Here is a 19,289-nt window from a genome sequence, read left to right on the forward strand (position 1 = left end):
AATCCAAGCATTTATTTTTCTCAATCAACAATAAAAACCATCATTGAAAGGAGAACAAAAATGCTAAAAGCCAATCTTTTAAATTTTACAACATTATATAGATTCGGAACACCATTTGAAACAGACGCTGTAACACTCGACAAAAAATCGCTTAATTTCACCGAAACAGAACAACTCCCCTTCTTTTCTTTTGAAAAAAACGACACAATTTTCACATTAAAATTCCAGCTCAATGAAGAAGACCGTATATACGGTTTAGGACAAACACTTGGAGGATTAAACAAAAGGGGAAAACGCTATAAACTATATGCAACAGATGACCCTTTACACACACCGGAAAAAGAGTCATTATATGGTTCTCACCCTTTCTTAATAGTCAACAACAAATTTGGACTCTTTATTGATTATCCATCAGAAATAATATTTGACATAGGATTTACAAAACACGACATAATGGAAATCACAATCCCATCAAACAATTTTGATTTATACATATTCAACTCACAAAACAATATTGAAATTATCAAAGAATATTTAAAGCTAACGGGAACACCATATATTCCTCCAAAATGGGCTTTTGGATATCAACAATGCCGATGGAGTTACCCTGATGCTAAAACAATAAAAGAAGTCGCTGAAAACTTTAGAAAAAAAGAAATTCCATGTGATGCAATATATATGGATATTGATTATATGAAAGACTTTAAAGTCTTTACCATCGATGAAAACAAATTTCCAGACTTCGATAAATTTATGAAAGAAATGAAAGAAAAAGGATTTAAACTCGTTCCCATAGTTGACCCAGGTGTAAAAATCGAAAAAGGATATGACGTCTATGAAGAAGGAAAAGAAAAAGGATATTTTTGTAAAGACAAAGATGGAAAAGACTTTGTAGCAACAGTATGGCCTGGATTCACACATTTTCCAGACTTTTTAAATCCAGAAGTTAGAAAATGGTGGGGAAGAAAATATAAATTATTCACAGATCTTGGAATATACTCATTCTGGAATGATATGAATGAACCATCAATTTTCTTCGTTCCAGACGCTTTAAAAAAATATCTTAAAGAAATAAATGAAATGCTAAACAAAGAAATAGGTCTGGAGTTCTTTGGAATAAAAGACGGAATAAACGCTCTTTCAAACAAAAGGGAATATTACAGCGAATTCTATCATAATACCCCTTATGGAAAATTCTCAAATGAAGAATTACATAATCTATATGGTTATTATATGGCAAAAGCTACAGTTGAAGGATTTAATGAACTTATTCCAGATAAAAGATATTTATTATTATCAAGAAGCAGCTATGCCGGACATCATAGAATAGCCACCATATGGATGGGCGATAATATGTCCTGGTGGGAACATATGCTCGTAAATATAAGAATGCTCCTCTCATTAAACATGGCAGGATTCTTCTATACCGGCGCTGATATAGGCGGATTTGGCAGCAATGCGTCACCGGAATTAGTTATTAGATGGATGCAACTTGGAGTTTTCTCACCATTATACAGAAATCACTCAGCTCTTGGAACCCGTCACCAGGAACCATGGGCTTTTGACGAAAATATTGAAAATATAATGAAAAAAATCATAGAGTTTAGATATGCCTTAATCCCATATCTTTATTCTGAATTCTTCAATTCAATTGAAGAATTAACACCTTTTATTTCACCTCTATTCTTGCATTATAACGACGATGAAACTTCCTTTGAAATAGAAGATCAATTCATGGTTGGAAAATCCTTAATGGCTGCACCAATAATACAGCCTAATGCAAAAGGTCGTTTTGTATATTTACCTGAAAATAAATGGTTATACTGGAAACTTTCTGATTTTAAAGAAAGAAATGTAGAAGTTTTAAACCCAGGAACACATTACATAAAAGCGGGATTAAATGAAATACCTGTGTTTATAAAAGAAAATTCATTAATCGTATTAAACGAAGAAAAATTAAATTATGTTGATGAAAAAGCAACGGAAGAAATTATCGTTATAGGTTTTGTAACTGACAAAGCGGAATTCATCTATTTTGAAGATGATGGAGAAAGCTTTGCATTTAAAGAAGGCAATTATGCAAAAATAAAGATTACTGTAATCAAGAATAAAAATGGATATGACTTTGAAGTTGAAAAAGATGAAAGTGAAAAATTCGAAACTTCCTTAAAAAGAATAAAATTTGAGATTTATAATGAAAATAATGAGAAAGTAGTTTTTACTCTTTCTTTATAGTTTGCTACCATAATTAAATATTTGAACTTTTTTTAGAGTTGAACATTCTAAATAGCTTGAAAAATATTTGTATTTACTGTATAATTAATATAAGGTTTCATTTGTGAAGCGAGGTGAATAATATGGCAACATCATCCTTTAATAAAGATTTTATATTAAAAAGCAAAAAGGAAGTAGAAAGTTTTATTAAAATATTAGAAAAAACTTCTAAACCTATAAAAATTGATAAAAATTTAGTCTCACCTGAAAAAGAGAAAGAGGGTGTAGAAAAATTAAAATTACTTTTTACATAAAAAATTCCCCCGGATGGGGGAATTTTTTTAGTTAAGATTCTCCATAAATTTAAAGTCTACTGGAACAACATGAGTAACGCCATCTCTCATAGTAATTCCATGGAAAATATCGGCAATTTCCATCATCAATTTATTATGTGTAATAACCAAAAACTGTGTCTTATCAGCATGTTTCCTTATTAACTTCGCCAGTTTTCCTGCATTTATATCATCAAGCGGCGCATCAATTTCATCAAGCACATAAAATGGGCTAGGATTCACATTCATAAGTGCAAAAAGGAAAGCTGAAGTTATCAAAGCTTTCTCTCCACCAGAAAACAATTGCAATTTCTGGAAATTCCTTCCTGGCTTTTTAACGGAAATTTCCACACCTTTTTCAAAAGCCTTTCCTTCACCAAACATCTTCAACAATCCATCGCCGCCAACAAATAATTCTTTAATAAACTCACCAAACTTTTCATTTACAAAATTAAATGTCTTTAAATATTTCTCCTCTGCTTCCTGATCTATCTTATCAATACCTTCCTGTAATGTCTTAATAGACTTTAAAATATCCTCTTTTTGCTTATATCTATCATCAAGATCCTTTTTCACCATTTCATATTCATCTAAAACAGCAAGATCAACACTTCCAATATGTTTTAAAGCCTTTTTAATATCCTCAATACGCCTTTCAAGTGCCATAATTTCCATATCGTTTAAATTTTCAAAAACAAATTCTTCTGTATCAATTCCCATATTCTTTGCCTTTTCAAATAAAAAGTCCTTTTCATGAATAAGATTTTGTTTCTCTAAATCCAGCTCATGCGCAGCATTCTTCAAATCATCTATCTTATCCTTTATTTCATTTCTAAGCTTTTCATATTGTTCCAATTCCTCAAACTTCTCTTTCTTACCTTCTCTACTCTTTTTAAGCATTTGAAATGCCTCATTCATTTCCTCATTAATTCTTTTAATTTCCTCTTCATAATCTTCTAACTCTTTGCTTTTTTGTTCCATCTCATTCTTTAACTGCTTAAACTTATTCTCAAGTGATTCAAGATGATTTTCTATGCTTCTCAAATTATTCTTTACTTCATTTCTTTCCTTTTCATATTCTGAAATCTTTGACAATACAGAATTCTTATGCAAATTCAATTCATCCAATCTTGCAATCTTCTTCCTGAGCTCATTATCTATTGTCTTATTGCTCTTTTCTATTTCCTCTATTTCAATTTCTATTTTCTTTTGCAAATCAACATTATCGTTTATTTTTATTTCCAGTTCCTTCAATTCTTCCTCTATTTCATTTATCCTATCTTCAAATGTATCTATTCTGCTCAACACCTCTTCATACCCATGTTTTGCATTGGAATATTCCTTTTTAAAATCCTTATATGAATTCTTTCCATTTAAATGATTATATCTTATCTCATTTAACTTCTCTTCCAATTTTTTAAGCTCCACAGTTGAACGCTTATAATTATATTCCACCTTTTCCAAATTTTTTTCATTTAAAGAAATTTCTTCTTCTATTTCCTTCAATGACTCTTCAAGCTCAGCTAATTCTCTCTTTCTTGAAAGAAGAAGTGTTTGATTATTGTTTTTTGAAGCACCACCTGTAATTGCACCAGATGTGTTTATTATCTCTCCAGAAACAGTTGCAATTGTAAGCGACACATTCTTCATTCGATTTTTAATTTCCAGTGCTGTTTCAAGCCTATCAACAATTATTGAATTACCAAACACATATTTTATAACCTTTTCATATTCTGGATCATAACTTACCAGATCTACCGCATAGCCATAAAATCCTGGTTCATATTCCAGCTCTTTTACCCTTCTTAAATTTGAATTAATCAAATCAAGAGGCAAAAATGTAACTCTTCCAGCTCTTTCTGCTTTTAAATATTTTATATATGAAGACACCTGTGAAGAGCGTTTTATAACCACATTTTGAAGTCTAAAACCTGCAATTGTGGTAATAGCCGTTTCCAACTCTTCAGGTACCTCTATTAAATTCAAAACCACATCCACAATATTTTCATCATTATGAAACGCCTCAAACAGTTTTTTTATTGCATATGAAAACCCTTCATAATCCGAAATCTGCAGTTTTAAATTCTCTATCTTTCTTTTTGTTAAATCCTCTTCACGTCTTAACTTTTGAAGATATTCATATGTTTCCGAAACGCTCCTATGCAGCTCTTCTGTTTCACTTTTCTTTTCTTCAATCTGATCCATTAATTCCTTTTCTTTTTTAGAATAATGCTCAAGATCCTTTTCAAGAACTTTTAATTTTTCCTCTAATTCCTCTATCTTCTTTGCATAATTTTCCTTTTCAGTCTTCAAAAACTTCAATCGCTCATCCTTACTCCCCTGCTCGCTTATTAACTCATTTTTAGTTTTTTCATATTCTTTTCTTTCTTCAATTAATCGCTTTAATTTCTCTTTCAAAGAAGTTAGCTTATTCATCTCTTCAGAAATAGAAGCCTCTATCTCTTTCTTTTCATTTTCAACCTCTGTAATCTCTTCATTTAATTTACTCAATTCATTTTCATATTTTTCTATTAAATTCCTAATTTCTTCAAATCTCTTTTTATTTCTGGCATAATCCTCTTCAAACTTCGTCTTTTCCCAGCTATTTTCAACAATGGCTGAATTTAATTGTTTCAATTCATCCTCAAGATGTGTTTTCATCTTTTCATATGAATCAAGACGTTGTTTGAAGTTTTCCAGTTTTTCTCCATATGCAGAAAGCTTTTCATCCTTCTCTTCTATCTCCGCCTTTAATTCCCTGTATAACCTCTCAACCTCAAAACTCTTAGCAAGCAATTCCTTAACCTCTGACTTATTCTCAAGAATCTTATTCTCAATCTCCTGTATTTTCTCGCTTATCTTTATATTCTTGGCACCAAAATACTTAACCCCTATTTCCTTTAATTCCTTATTATACTCAACATATTTCTTAGCTCTCGATGCTCTGTTTGACAATGATCTAACCCTTTTCTCAACCTCATACAATATATCGTTTAATCTTTCAAGATTCTCCTTTGTCTGTTCAAGCATTCTCAAAGCTATTTCCTTTTTATCAAGATAAACCTTTATTCCAGCAGCATCCTCAATAAGCGCTCTTAACAATTCAGAAGGAGCTGCTATTAATTCCTTAACCTGATCCTGACCAATAATAGAATAAAAGGACTTACCAACACCTGCACCACCCATTACCTCAATTAAATCCTTCAATCGGGCATTTCTATTATCAATCTTATATTGTATCTTCCCATCAGCAGAAAGAATCTTACCAAGAGTTCTTATCCTTCCCTCATCATCCTCTATCTTTATAAACACCTCAGCCTTTTTGGCAGGAGGCAACTTTTCAGTCCCACTAAAAATAACATCAAACTTCTCCTCTATACGCATTTGCTTTGAGGATTGTTCGCCCAATAGCCATCTTATGGCATCCACAATATTCGATTTTCCTGAACCATTTGGTCCAACAATACTAACAATATTTGCATCAAGATTTAATGTTGTATTTTTTACAAAACTCTTAAACCCTTTTATCCTCAACTCAAGTAACTTCAACCACTTCGCCCCCTAACTTATTACTAAAACTATTATATCATAAAAATTTTGTGCAATAATAACAAATAAAAATTAAATCAAAAATCAAGAAAACATTCATAAAAAGGTTCGTTCATGCGACTCAATTGCTGATCCTTGAAAATTCCCAACTTAGTTTTCTTTTCGAACTTTTTTTGATATAATAATATAAAAAGACTATATATCGGAGGTATCTATATGCAAAACGTCAAACGAAACTTCTACGCATTCATCTGGCACGCAATATTCCTCGCAATAGCAAGCTCATTCATCGAAGTAAACACCGTAGTCTCCTCATTAATCCTTCAAGCAGGAGGCGGTGAATTCCTGCTCGGTCTTGTCACAGCAATCTCTGTTGGAATTCCACTCTTAGCACAATTATTCTTTGCAGGGTTTCTCGTTTCAAAACCTCTAAAAAAACCATATCTATTAACAGGAATATACCTTAGAATCTTTTCATTATTAGCAATAGGTTTATTATTAATCTCTCCATTATCAGAAAAAACACTGTTAACCCTGATTATTATTATAATTTCTATATTCTCATTTAGCGGTGTATTTGCAGGTGTAAGTTACACCGATTTACTTGGAAAATCTATACCAAAGGACTTGCAAAGAAAATTCATGAGCTTCAGGCAAATATCCAGAAGTTCCTTTGCACTATTAAGCGCATTCTTAGCAAAGTATATATTAAATAAATTCGAATATCCACACAATTACTCAAACATGTTTCTCATAGCTTCATTTTCACTGTTCATAGCCTCACTTGGATTCTGGCTAATCAAAGAAGAAAAATTTGAAGTAAAAAGGGAATTCCCTTCTTTCATGGAAATAATAAAAAATATTCCTACAATACTTTCAAGGGATAAAAATCTCCTAAATTACGTTATCTTTAGCAATTTAACAGGTTTTGGTTTAATAATAATACCATTTTATGTATTACTTGCCAAAAACACATTTACCCTTTCAGACAAAATGGTTGGAAACTTCCTGTTATTACAAATGATAGGAATAGTTTTATCAAGTTTCGTCTGGGGACCATTATTACATAAAAAAGGCTACAAAAAAATATTGAAATACTGTATAGCAATTGGAGGTTTAATCCCAATACTTGCATTAATATTAAGCAAAACATCACCATTATTATACTCAACATTATTCCTGCTAACGGGAATTGCAATAAGTGCCCGTCAAATGACATTTGAAGGTGTTTTAATAGAAATCAGCGATCATCATAACAGAGCATTATACGTTGGAATCTCAGGAGCTTTAAACTTTGTAACAGCATTACTCCCATTAATAATTGGCGCAATTATAAAACACGTTGGTTTTATTAACGTATTCATCTTTGTAGCTATAATGATATACTCAAGCTTATATTTCTTAAATCAGATGAAATTAGAACATTAGAACTTTCTAATGTTCTAATTTTTTAATTTTCTAATTCTCTAATTCTCTTTTAATCTAAATTTAAAAGAAAATACATATATATTTTTTCAATAGATATATGATTTGTGATATAATTAATAATGTAAAGGATAAAAATACCAAAAATAAAGTGAAAATTATAACTTTTTTAGGAGGGATATTATGAAATACGACATTATTGTTATTGGTGGAAGTGCAGCTGGACTCGTTGCAGCAATGACTTCAAAAAAAATCTACAAAGACAAAAAGGTACTTGTTATCAAAAAATTAGACAAAGAATTAGTTCCATGTGGAATACCATATATCTTTCACACACTTGGTGGTGTAGAAAAAGACTATATGGGAATTGAAGAAAAATTCAAAGCTATGGGAATTGATTTATTAATTGATGAAGTTATAGACGGTGATGCAGAAAAGAAAACAATATCAACAAAAAGCGGAAAAACATTTGAATATGAAAAATTAATTATCGCAACAGGTTCAACTCCATTTAGAGCTCCAATTCCTGGAAATGAACTTGAAAATGTACTAACAATTCCAAAGGATCACTTTTATCTCGAAACAGTTCACGAAAAACTCAAAGATGCTAAAAATGTGGTAATTATCGGCGGTGGATTTATCGGTGTTGAAGTTGCAGATGAAATCAAAAAAGCCGGTAAAAACGTTACATTAATAGAAGCAAGAGATTATTTATTACCAGCATCATTTGACAAAGATTTTGGAGAAATTGCCCGTGAAGAAATTGAAAGCGATAATGTAAAAGTATTATTGAATTCAAAAGTAAAAGAAATCGCAGGAAACGGAAAAGTTGAAAAGGTTGTTCTTGATGGTGGAGAAGAAATACCTGCAGATGTTGTAATACTCGCTACAGGTTATAAGCCAAATGTTGAAATTGGAAAGAAAATGGGTTTAAAAATTACAGATCTTGGATACATTGAAACAGATGATTACATGAGAACATCAGTAGCTGACATTTACGCAGCAGGAGACTGTGTACAACACAAAGATTACTTCACAGGAAAACCATCAAGACTTATGCTCGCATCAGCAGCTGTTTTTGATGCAAGAATTGCAGCATCCAACCTTTACAAATTAAGAGTATTAAGAACAAACAAAGGCTCATTAAACGCATATTCAACAGTAATTGGAGGCAAAGCATTTGCTGCAGCAGGAATTACAGAAGCAGTTGCAAAACAGGAAGGTTTCGATATAGTTGTAGGAAAAGCGGAAGTTATGGACAGACATCCTGGTAAATTTGCAGATGCTTCAAAAATCGTATTAAAATTAATATTCTCAAAAGAAAGTGGATTATTATTAGGAGCTCAAATGGCTGGCGGAAAGAGTATAGGTGAAATGATAAATATTATCAGTTTAGCAATTCAAAAAGAAGTTACTGTTCAGGACATTATGACAATGCAAATAGGTACACACCCATTATTAACAGCAGCTCCAACTGTATATCCACTCTCAGTAGCAGCAGAACAGGCTTTTTCACAAATGTAAATACAATAATAAATACAGCCCCTTAAAGGGGCTGTATTTATTATTGTAACTTCCTTTTCATCCTCAACAAAAAACCAGGGCAAAAATTTGACCCTGGTGGTTTGAAAAATGAATTATATAAAAATATATACCGTGGACCACATTCTAATCTTTCTTAGAAGGATCCATGGTATTTTTTTATAACTTCTCAATTATATATTCCTCAATATTCCTTTTTTCTGAATTTATATTCATTCCTATGAGATATATTTCTTTTCCGCTGTATTTTTCATAGTATTTCATTTCTTTTATTTGTTTTAATGCTTCGTCGCTACTTTGATCCAGTTTTATCTCAAATAAATATATCCTGTCGTCAAAATCTATTACTAAATCACTTCTTCCTAAGTTTGTCAATTCTTCTGCTTTTACATCTATTCCTGCTGAGGCTATTATTGTAAATATCAATGAGTGATAATATTTTTCTTCTTTTTTGTGTAGATTATACGGAACAGCGCTTATTATCTTTTTTATTTCTTCTATTAATCCTTTTATGTCATTTTCTTCTATTTTTAAATATATCTCACTTACCCTGTTTATTTCTTCATCATTAAATCCATAATTGGCTTCTAATATTAGTGTTGAAAAACTGTTTTTTACTTCAAAATTTGGATAGTCCAGTATATATTTTTTCTTTAATCCATATTTTTTTATTCCCTTAAAGGTTAAATATCCTGCCTGCGTAAAGAAGATATTTGCTTTTGCATCTTCTATTTCTCTTGTTGAGAAATCTTCTGCACTTACTGGTGTTTTTACTAAATCCTCATATTCTATCTTTTTGCCTTTTATATACTCATACAAAAAACTCGGTGAGCCACTTTCAAACCAGAAGTTTTGGAATTCTTTTTCTGAAAAAAATCTCAATATTGAATATGGATTATATACTGTATGTTCTCCATCAAATGAGAATCCATTATAATATCTTTTCATTTCCTCTAATAATTCTTTTTTTGTTATTCCAAACTTTTTTGCCGTTTTTTCTATATGTTCTTTAAAATAATATTCTAACTCTTCCTGGGTATATCCAAACATTTGTGAATATGCTGTATCTAATGATATATCGTTTAAATTGTTTAATGCTGAGAATACTCCTGTTTTGGTAAATTTTGTTATTCCGGTTATGAAGACAAATCTTATATGTTCATCATTCGCTTTTATTGTTGTATAAAAATCTCTCAATATTTCTCTATTGCTTTCCGCTTTTTCTTTTTTATTTATATTGTCCAATATTGGTTTTTCGTATTCATCAACTAATATTACTACTTTTCCTTTTTCTGATAGCTTCATTATTAATTCATCGAATGCAAACGCATAGTCTGTTTCTTCTATATTTATTCCGTTCCTTTTTCCTTCTTGTATTATTATCTTTGTTAAACTTTCTTTGAGTTTTTCTGTATTTTCTGATTTCGCCTTTAATAGATTTAATCTTATTATTGGATATTCCTTAAAATCCCATTTGTCATATATATATGTATCCTTAAATAATTCCTTCTCTCCTTTGAATAAGTAATAAAATGTTGATACTGTTAAACTCTTCCCAAATCTTCGTGGCCTAGACATAAAATAAAATTTTCCACTATTTATTAAATCATATAAATACTTTGTTTTATCCACATATATATAATTTTCTTCTATTATTTCCTTATAATCCGCTATCCCTACCGGCAGTTTTTTCATCACTCCCACCTCCACAATTGAATTATATCACAATTCAATTACGACCCCCTCCTTTCCAACAAAAAAACCAGGGCAAAAATTTGACCCTGGTGGTTTGAAAAATGAATTATATAAAAATATATACCGTGGACCACATTCTAATCTCTCTTAGAAGGATCCACGGTGATCATATAGTTTCTATTTTTACTAATAATTTATTACTCTTCAAAAAAAAGTTCGATGTTTTTTATAATCTTTTTCCATTCACCTATTTCTATCACAAACCCCACCCCAAATTTTACATTATAACCTCTCCAAATTTCCCATTTTTTACTTTGTCCATTGCATATACTTCTTTTAATATTTCATCTAAATCTTTTCTGGAATATCTATTAACTACATTTTTTATAAACGCTTTTTCTTCATCTGTTAATAATTTATTCTCTTTAAATTCTTTTGAAATAGAAATAAGATAATATCGTTTTCCTTCATAACTCAACCTTTCTTCAAAATTTATATAATCAAAAGCTTTAAGATATCCTAATATTTTTTCTATTTCCGCTGGATATGGGCCATAAAAATATAACGTATAATCTAAAGTACTTAATTTTTTTCCTCTCATCTTATTATAGTATAAATCTATCAAAAAAAGGATTTTTACTAATTTAGTCTTTGTTAAAGTCTTTGCCTCATTTAAAACTTCAAGTATAATTGCATAATTTTTATTTTCTATTTTTTGCATATAATCACCCTCTCACTTAATTCTTCACTTTTATTATACCATATAAAAATAAATAGAAATACTTATATCTACTTCTATAATCACTTTTTATACTATTTCTTTATTAATTCTCTGAATTCCATTTCGGTAGTTAAATCGTATCCATTTATAAAAATCTTTTTCAATATTCCACTTCTCATTTTTAGAATATTTTACAAACACAAAAGTTCAATTTCATCTTTGGTTTACTTTTAGTATACAATATACAGATCATATAATTTTATTTTCTTTCATATTTTCTTAATTCTTCTACTAACTTATAAACATTTGTATATGGATTTTTTTTAGAATAACTATTTATATCTTTCTTTTGTTCTTCCAATTTTTTTGCATTTTTTATAGCAACCTCTATTTTATCTTTTAATCTTTCATACATATCTTCAATATTTTTTTCATATTTAGGAATTCTAGATTTTAATTTTTTTAAGCACTCTTCCTTACTTAAAGTTGATTGCTGAAAACTAAAGTGCAACAAATACCATAATTCAAAACACGGATTAGAATAAATAGCGTTATACCCCTTACTTTCAATTTTGTTTATAGCATTATTAAAATCCTGATCTTTTACTTCATCTTTATCAAATACTAACCAAATTTGATCATATTCATCATTTTTTAAGTATTTTCTTGCTGCTTCTAGCAAAACATTTGCTCCTCTTCCTTCGCCTTCTACTCTAACATGTGCATTTGGAACTTCAAATGCTTCAAAATAAAGTTTTTCGGTTTTTTCTCCTTCACAAACTATCAGTATTGAAGGTAATATTTCTCTTATATCCTTTTTTCTTTTACCTTTATTTTTAAAATATCCCTTCCTACTCATTTTAAATCAAACCCTTTTAATATCTTTTTTAAATATGGGATTGCTCCATATTTTCCCTTTAAATAGTCTTTTTCAAAATTAGCATTTTTTCTTACTCCTTTTATTTCAAGAAGTGAGTATAATTCTGATTTTCCATATTTATCTTTACTTACAAACCAAATTTGATCTCTACTAAATAACTCTGGATTTAAAATAAGTGTATTATGCGTCGTAAAAATTAATTGTGCGTTCTTTTCATTTTTTTCTGAATTAAAAAGTTCTATTATTGTCCTTAGCAACAATGGATGAATTCTAGTATCAAGTTCATCTATAAACAAAATAGAGCCATTTTTTAATGTTGCTAATACAGGACCTAAAATTCCAAAATATTTTTTTGTTCCATCAGATTCTTCTTTTAAAAAGTCAAATTCAATATTTTCTATATAATTATTTTTTTCATCAAAAACTGGATGATATGTTATAAGCTTATTTGAATATAATTTTTCATTATTTACAGATATAATCCCCATGTTTTGTGGGGTTAAAGCAACTTTTTCATCTGTTCTTATTTCTATTCTCTCATTTCTAAAATCATTTATTCCCATATCTGCATTTTTCAACATATTCAAAATTTCGTCTTTATTAACAACTCCTTTTTCCATTAAATCTAACGTAATTACAACTGGAAAATCTGTGGAAATAAAATTAATTTTTTGAAAAAATTCTACTATTTTAATTGCAGTTTTGCTATTCCATTGAGATAAAGACGAAAGAAAAAGAGTATTTGCTTTCGTCTTTTCCTCAACACCTTTTCCTTCTGAAAACTTCCCTCGTTTAAATTCTTGCCAATCTCTTTCAAAAATCCTGGCTTCACGACCTTTTGGCCTATAATAAAGCCATTCGCTTTCAATCTTTCTATCTTTTATAGAAAACCCATATCTATAATAAATTTTATCTATTATAAACCTTCCTTCAAAAATCATAGGTTCATCTATATATTTTTTATTCAATTTAAATTTCTCATCTGGAATTTCAAATCCAAAATTCGCAGAATTTAAAATAAGATATATATAAAATTTAAAGGCTTTAAATAAATTACTTTTTCCTCCTGCATTTGGTCCATATATTGCAGCTGTTTTTAAAAGTTTAAATTTTTCAGCATTAAAATAACTCTTTGCTTCTTTATCATCTGCTACCATTGAAAATTCTGTTCTTTCTGCAAATGATTTAAAATTATAAAAACTAAAATCTATTAACATATTACAACACCTCACAAAATGGAATTTATAACAATTCATTATATTAAAATTATACATTATATAATTTTAAAAGTCAAATTTGAAATTTTTATTCAATTTAGATATCTAAAATATATATCATGTACACTTTATACTCTAAAACAACCTCACCAATTATAACAAAACCAGCAGAGTCAATTTTTGGCTCTGCTGGTTTATTATAGATTATTCCATCACTTTCAAAAATTATTTTTTATAACCATTAAAATTGAATTTTTTTTTGTACATTTTTATTTCCCCTTTATGGACCATTTTTCAATTTCATCTTTGTCTTGCTTTTAGTATACAATATACATTGCAGGCTGAAAAAGAGTATGTAGAGATTTAGGAGATTATAATGGGTTGGTAGATTAGGAGAGGGACTTTAAATAACTACAACTTCTAATTATGAAAATTCTAATGACTAAAGAATATTTTCACAATTTTGATTTCAAATAACCCCACAGCAGAAGCTGTGGGAGGATTGATGGGGCAATTGGTTTTAATTCAAATTATGTTTGAGTTTTTGGTAGAGATTGATTGCGATGATAACTTCTATTTTTTTTTACAACTTCTCAATTATATAATTCTCAATATTCCTCTTTTCAGAATTTATATTCATTCCTATGAGATATATTTCTTTTCCTGCATACTTTTCATAATACTTCATTTCTTTTATCTGCTTTAATGCTTCTTCTGCACTTTGATCCAGTTTTATTTCAAATAAATATATTCTGTCTTCAAAGTCTATTACTAAATCGCTTCTTCCTAAATTTGTCAATTCTTCTGCTTTTACATCTATTCCTGCTGAGGCTATTATTGTAAATATCAATGAGTGATAATATTTTTCTTCTTTTTTGTGTAGATTATACGGAACAGCGCTTATTATCTTTTTTATTTCTTCTATTAATCCTTTTATGTCATTTTCTTCTATTTTTAAATATATCTCACTTACCCTGTTTATTTCTTCATCATTAAATCCATAATTGGCTTCTAATATTAGTGTTGAAAAACTGTTTTTTACTTCAAAATTTGGATAGTCCAGTATATATTTTTTCTTTAATCCATATTTTTTTATTCCCTTAAAGGTTAAATATCCTGCCTGCGTAAAGAAGATATTTGCTTTTGCATCTTCTATTTCTCTTGTTGAGAAATCTTCTGCACTTACTGGTGTTTTTACTAAATCCTCATATTCTATCTTTTTGCCTTTTATATACTCATACAAAAAACTCGGTGAGCCACTTTCAAACCAGAAGTTTTGGAATTCTTTTTCTGAAAAAAATCTCAATATTGAATATGGATTATATACTGTATGTTCTCCGTCAAATGAAAAACCATTATAATATCTCTTCATTTCTTCAAGCAATTCTTTTTCTGTTATTCCCATTTCTTCTGATAATTCTTTTATGTAATCTTTGAAATAATATTCCAATTCTTCCTGCGTATATCCAAACATCTGTCCATATTTCCTGTTTAAAGATATATCGCTTAAATTATTTAATGCTGAGAATACTCCTGTTTTTGTGAATTTTGTTATTCCGGTTATGAATACAAATTTTACATATGCATCCTTTGTTTTTATCTTTTTATAGAATTCCCTTAAAAATCCTCTAAACTTTTCAGCTTTTTTCTTATCGTTTATATGCTCTAATATTGGTGATTCATATTCATCTATTAAGATTACCACTTTTTCTTCATATTTTTTATTTAATACCCTTATTAAATTTCCAAATTTCGTTGGTAAATTATTTTCTATCTTTGGTATTTCATAATCTTCATATATATCCTCTATCATTTTATTTAATGATTCTATAAACTCTTCATATGTTGTAAGCGTATTATCAGACATATCCAGTTTTATTATTGGATATTCCTTAAAATCCCATTTGTCATATATATATGTTCCCTTAAATAATTCCTTCTCTCCTTTGAATAAGTAATAAAATGTTGATACTGTTAAACTTTTTCCGAATCTCCTAGGCCTTGACATAAAATAAAATTTTCCACTATTTATTAAATCATATAAATATTTGGTTTTATCCACATATATATAATTTTCTTCTATTATTTCCTTATAATCCGCTATCCCTACCGGCAGTTTTTTCATCACTTCCACCTCCACAATTGAATTATATCACAATTCAATTATGGTTTCCCTTCATTTCCAACAAAAAAACCAGGGCAAAAATTTGACCCTGGTGGTTCCATTTATATTATCTCATTTATCTAATTCTTGCATAATTTCATCTATAAAAACATCTATTTTTCTTTGTAATTTTGTATCATTTAAATATGTTTTTTCTTTGAGTCTTTCTAAGACACCTTTAATTTTTCCTTTTGCATATGATGAAGAATATTCATCTAGTACTGATTTTATTTCTTTTTTTACCTCAAACCCATAAGCATATTTATACAAAAATCTATATATTTTCAATTCAATATTTTTACTTACAGCATCTGACCAAACTGTATCTTTTTCCTTTTCAATTATAAATTTTACAAAACACTCATATCTCTGGTTATCTGATAATTTAGCTACAATTATTTCTTCTAAAATAGGATACAGTATCTTTTCTTTTAATATCTTCTCACTTGAAAGTTTATATCCAAAAAAATCCAAAATTCGTATATATAGAACTTCTTTTATTTCTTTATCTTTGAAATCATAAGATATTAAATACAATAAATATGACTTTATAAATTCAAATTGCCAAACATGTATAATTTTAATTTCTTTATATACATTTAATAAATACTCCGTATATAACTTTATGAATTCAAAAACCCTAATTGCATCAAATTTATTTGTAATAAATTGAAGATTTTTACTTAAGATTTTCCATGAATTCCAGTATTTCTCCATAATAAATGTAATTAAAGGAAAATACATATAATCTTCTCTTAAAATAACTTCTGTAATAAAATTATCGTTTAATTTATATATTTGTCCCTTTTCATACTTATTTTTTTCCCTATCTATATAATTTAATATATTATAATATATATAAAGTTCTGGAAAAGCATATACATCTACAACTATTGAAAGCGCTATAATTACTATTTCTACCAAAACAAAAGATATTACAAAAAAATTTAATTTAGAAAATTCCATTGAAAGAAATACAATTAATAATAAAGATAACCATACATATATTCCTAAATCTAATAGTATCTTGATTTTTAATTTACTAGAATATTCTTTTTTATACTCAAAAAAAGACATAAAAAGAGCTATTAAAGTAAACGATCCTACAACAAAGCTGACAATAAATCCTTTAAAAATCTCCCAATTAAAATTCTTTATTATATTCAATTCTAAAATATACAAGCTAAAAAAGGCTATAATAATTGCTATAATTGCTCTAAATACTATATTATTAACAATTTCTACAAATAATATTTCTCTCCCCAATTTTTTAAAATCTTTGGTTAAATATGAGTTCAAATATTCATATTTATCTCGTATAAAAGAAAATTCAACTATAATTACAGGGAGTATCCACATTAAAATTATTTCCAGAAAAATACTGTGTTCTATAATTTCTTGCATTCTAACACCTTCTAAAAATTTATAATTCTACTTATTCATACATTCCATGACACTTTTTATATTTCTTTCTACTTTCACAAGAGCAATGACCATTTCTATTAATTTTTTACTCACTCTTAATTCCCCTATTATTTCAAAATTTCCATCCTATAAATTCCACCACCAAATTCAATGAAAATTTTACTTAAATTTAAAATTTAATTTTTTAGTTGCAAGGAATTAATTAATCAATGATATATTAAAAATATTAAAGAAATAATTCACAAATATTGATTAGAAATTTACATGAAGATTTTGTGGAATGAGATAAAGTATGTAGAGATTTAGGAGATTATAGTGGATTGGTGAATTAGGAGAGGGACTTTAAAGAAATGGCTACAACTTCTGATTATGAAAATTCTAATGACTAAAGAACATTTTCACAAAATTAATTCTAGATAACCCCACAGCAGAAGCTGTGGGTGAATTGATGGGCAATTGGTTTTATTTTAAATTATGTTTGAGTTTTTTGTAGAAAACAATTGTTATAATAATTTCTATTTTTTATTTATTTCACTTTCGATGGGCTTTCAAAGTTCGTTTTTATAAACCACACATTGATTTTTATTCCTTCTATTTCTTCTATTTCATGTTTGAAATCTTCTATTGCATCCGAATATATCACAAGCCAGCCTTCTTTTAATCCACTTCTTTTTAAATATTCCACTAATTGCTTTTTCGATTTTTCATATTCATTTCCTGTTAGGTTTGTTTTTATTTCTATTAGATATTCCCTATTATTCAGATTTATTAAGAGGTCTATCCTTCCTCCTCCTACCTGTGTTTCTGGATATACCTTTCCTTCTGCCGCCTCTACATATAAGCTTAAGAATTGGTCTAAGTTATATTGATATACTCCTTCATAATAATTCCTTCCTTTAAACATTATCGCTCCTCTTAATTTGATATATTCTGTATATCTTTCCAATAATTTATTTAAATCAAGACTTCCGTCTTTTTTTATGTATGGCTTTATTGTATCATTTATTGTTGCCATATAGTTTTTTTCTCCGTTTATTTCCGGCATAAATCTTGTATATAACGCTTTGTAGTATAATGGTACTCTTACACAGCATTTACCTCCACAATTATCTATTACTCCGTGTTGATATAGAAAATTTATTCTTTTATCGTATATTGAAAATTTTACTTTTCCAGGCTCAAATAGTATTTTCATTATTAATTCCTTTTCTTTTTCTGCTTTATGCAATATATTGGCTATATTTTTATCAATATAGACATACATATAATCTTCAAGTGTCTTTTCAAAATGCTCCACTGTTATAATCTTTTCACCAGGAGCTTTTTTAGTAACTAAATCATATGCAAGACCATTGGTTAGTCCAGGTTGCCCTGCTGCGTTATGCCATATTAATTCTTTTACTTTTTCATCGAATATTTGCCCTGTTTCTTTTTCATGTTGGCTTAATAAATCATATACCTGTTCTTTTGTAAAGTATGGTACTTCCATATGTTCTGCTATGTTAAATGGACTTGCGTTATCTTCTAATATCCCGCTTAAATAGCTTACGCTAATAAGTACTACACTCCTCAATCCATATATTTCTTTATCGTGATACATACTTCTTATTACATGCAAAAATTCATTCATTATTTTCTCATCTAACTTTTCAAATTCATCTATCATCAACACTATTTCTTTTCCGCTTTTTTCATTAAGTTCTTCTATTAAGTTTCTTATTTTATCAATCTTTTGAGGTATTATCAATTCCATTTTTTTTCCATATATTTTTTTATTTGAGCGATTGATATCCATTACTAACGTTTCAAGAAAATCCTCTTTATCTTTATCTTCATAACTTTCAAATGAGATAAATATTGTTAAATACTTATCTTTTATTTTTTCTACAATATCTCTTAATAATGTGGTTTTTCCACTCTGTCTTGGTGCAGATACTGTAAAGTATCTCCAGTTTTCTATATGATCAAGCGCTTCTTCCATTATATCCGGTCTTTCCACATAATAGCATGTTTTCTTATCAACAGGTCCCGATGTACAAAACGTTCTCATTATTTCCACCTCCACAATTGAATTATATCACAATTCAATTATGGTTTCCCTTCATTTCCAACAAAAAACCAGGGC

Annotated in this window: 13 protein-coding genes; 4 read left to right on the forward strand and 9 right to left on the reverse strand. The window is 28.6% G+C overall.

The genetic code is table 11. The features are described 5' to 3' along the window. Positions 1-60: 60 nt before the first annotated feature. Positions 61-2,235 carry a TIM-barrel domain-containing protein gene (locus LN42_RS06145; RefSeq protein WP_075780527.1) on the forward strand — a complete coding sequence of 725 codons (2,175 nt, stop codon included), beginning with the start codon at positions 61-63 and terminating at the stop codon, positions 2,233-2,235. A gap of 122 nt (positions 2,236-2,357) precedes the next feature. Then, positions 2,358-2,528: a hypothetical protein gene (locus LN42_RS11055; RefSeq protein WP_175421234.1), complete on the forward strand. Its 171-nt coding sequence runs from the start codon at positions 2,358-2,360 to the stop codon at positions 2,526-2,528. 27 nt (positions 2,529-2,555) lie between these two features. On the opposite strand, the gene smc is transcribed toward LN42_RS11055, so the two are convergent. Next, positions 2,556-6,095 carry a chromosome segregation protein SMC gene (smc, locus tag LN42_RS06150; protein ID WP_075780528.1) on the reverse strand — a complete coding sequence of 1,180 codons (3,540 nt, stop codon included), beginning with the start codon at positions 6,093-6,095 and terminating at the stop codon, positions 2,556-2,558. 216 nt (positions 6,096-6,311) lie between these two features. Here smc and LN42_RS06155 point away from each other — a divergent pair, with 216 nt between their 5' ends. After that, positions 6,312-7,523 (forward strand): MFS transporter, encoded by a 1,212-nt coding sequence (locus LN42_RS06155; protein WP_014296641.1) that lies wholly within the window; start codon positions 6,312-6,314, stop codon positions 7,521-7,523. 180 nt (positions 7,524-7,703) lie between these two features. Then, positions 7,704-9,044: an FAD-dependent oxidoreductase gene (locus LN42_RS06160; RefSeq protein ID WP_014296642.1), complete on the forward strand. Its 1,341-nt coding sequence runs from the start codon at positions 7,704-7,706 to the stop codon at positions 9,042-9,044. A gap of 177 nt (positions 9,045-9,221) precedes the next feature. Here the strand turns inward: LN42_RS06160 and LN42_RS06165 are convergent, their stop codons facing one another. The 8 genes from LN42_RS06165 to LN42_RS06195 form a co-directional block, all read right to left on the reverse strand. After that, the gene (locus tag LN42_RS06165; protein WP_075780529.1) at positions 9,222-10,757 is read right to left on the reverse strand and encodes an ATP-binding protein; all 1,536 of its coding nucleotides are present in this window, start codon (positions 10,755-10,757) and stop codon (positions 9,222-9,224) included. Positions 10,758-11,034: 277 nt separating this feature from the next. Then, complete coding sequence (locus tag LN42_RS06170) at positions 11,035-11,478, reverse strand: type II toxin-antitoxin system antitoxin SocA domain-containing protein (protein WP_014296644.1); 444 nt, start codon at positions 11,476-11,478, stop codon at positions 11,035-11,037. Positions 11,479-11,737: 259 nt separating this feature from the next. Further along, a complete protein-coding gene (locus tag LN42_RS06175; protein ID WP_075780530.1) occupies positions 11,738-12,337 on the reverse strand; it encodes an RloB family protein in 600 nt (199 codons plus the stop codon). Next, the gene (locus LN42_RS06180) at positions 12,334-13,575 is read right to left on the reverse strand and encodes an ATP/GTP-binding protein (RefSeq protein WP_075780531.1); all 1,242 of its coding nucleotides are present in this window, start codon (positions 13,573-13,575) and stop codon (positions 12,334-12,336) included. Before LN42_RS06180 ends, LN42_RS06175 begins: the two co-directional genes overlap by 4 nt. A 583-nt stretch (positions 13,576-14,158) precedes the next feature. Next, a complete protein-coding gene (locus LN42_RS06185; RefSeq protein WP_014296647.1) occupies positions 14,159-15,700 on the reverse strand; it encodes an ATP-binding protein in 1,542 nt (513 codons plus the stop codon). 111 nt (positions 15,701-15,811) lie between these two features. Continuing rightward, the gene (locus tag LN42_RS06190; protein WP_014296648.1) at positions 15,812-17,143 is read right to left on the reverse strand and encodes a hypothetical protein; all 1,332 of its coding nucleotides are present in this window, start codon (positions 17,141-17,143) and stop codon (positions 15,812-15,814) included. Between the two features lie 31 nt (positions 17,144-17,174). Further along, positions 17,175-17,246, reverse strand: a complete 72-nt coding sequence (locus LN42_RS11225) for an SEC-C metal-binding domain-containing protein (RefSeq protein ID WP_148265197.1) — start codon at positions 17,244-17,246, stop codon at positions 17,175-17,177. A gap of 444 nt (positions 17,247-17,690) precedes the next feature. Further along, complete coding sequence (locus LN42_RS06195) at positions 17,691-19,214, reverse strand: AAA-like domain-containing protein (protein ID WP_075780532.1); 1,524 nt, start codon at positions 19,212-19,214, stop codon at positions 17,691-17,693. Positions 19,215-19,289 lie beyond the last annotated feature (75 nt).

The organism is Marinitoga sp. 1137, assembly GCF_001941525.1.
Lineage (GTDB): Bacteria > Thermotogota > Thermotogae > Petrotogales > Petrotogaceae > Marinitoga > Marinitoga piezophila.

What these genes read in the sequence shown, in the direction of transcription:
- LN42_RS06145 (WP_075780527.1), top strand. Translation starts at nt 61, where the DNA reads ATGCTAAAAGCCAATCTTTTAAATTTTACAACATTATATAGATTCGGA.
- LN42_RS11055 (WP_175421234.1), top strand. Translation starts at nt 2,358, where the DNA reads ATGGCAACATCATCCTTTAATAAAGATTTTATATTAAAAAGCAAAAAG.
- LN42_RS06155 (WP_014296641.1), top strand. Translation starts at nt 6,312, where the DNA reads ATGCAAAACGTCAAACGAAACTTCTACGCATTCATCTGGCACGCAATA.
- LN42_RS06160 (WP_014296642.1), top strand. Translation starts at nt 7,704, where the DNA reads ATGAAATACGACATTATTGTTATTGGTGGAAGTGCAGCTGGACTCGTT.
- LN42_RS06165 (WP_075780529.1), bottom strand. Translation starts at nt 10,757, where the DNA reads ATGAAAAAACTGCCGGTAGGGATAGCGGATTATAAGGAAATAATAGAA.
- LN42_RS06170 (WP_014296644.1), bottom strand. Translation starts at nt 11,478, where the DNA reads ATGCAAAAAATAGAAAATAAAAATTATGCAATTATACTTGAAGTTTTA.
- LN42_RS06175 (WP_075780530.1), bottom strand. Translation starts at nt 12,337, where the DNA reads ATGAGTAGGAAGGGATATTTTAAAAATAAAGGTAAAAGAAAAAAGGAT.
- LN42_RS06180 (WP_075780531.1), bottom strand. Translation starts at nt 13,575, where the DNA reads ATGTTAATAGATTTTAGTTTTTATAATTTTAAATCATTTGCAGAAAGA.
- LN42_RS06185 (WP_014296647.1), bottom strand. Translation starts at nt 15,700, where the DNA reads ATGAAAAAACTGCCGGTAGGGATAGCGGATTATAAGGAAATAATAGAA.
- LN42_RS06190 (WP_014296648.1), bottom strand. Translation starts at nt 17,143, where the DNA reads ATGCAAGAAATTATAGAACACAGTATTTTTCTGGAAATAATTTTAATG.
- LN42_RS06195 (WP_075780532.1), bottom strand. Translation starts at nt 19,214, where the DNA reads ATGAGAACGTTTTGTACATCGGGACCTGTTGATAAGAAAACATGCTAT.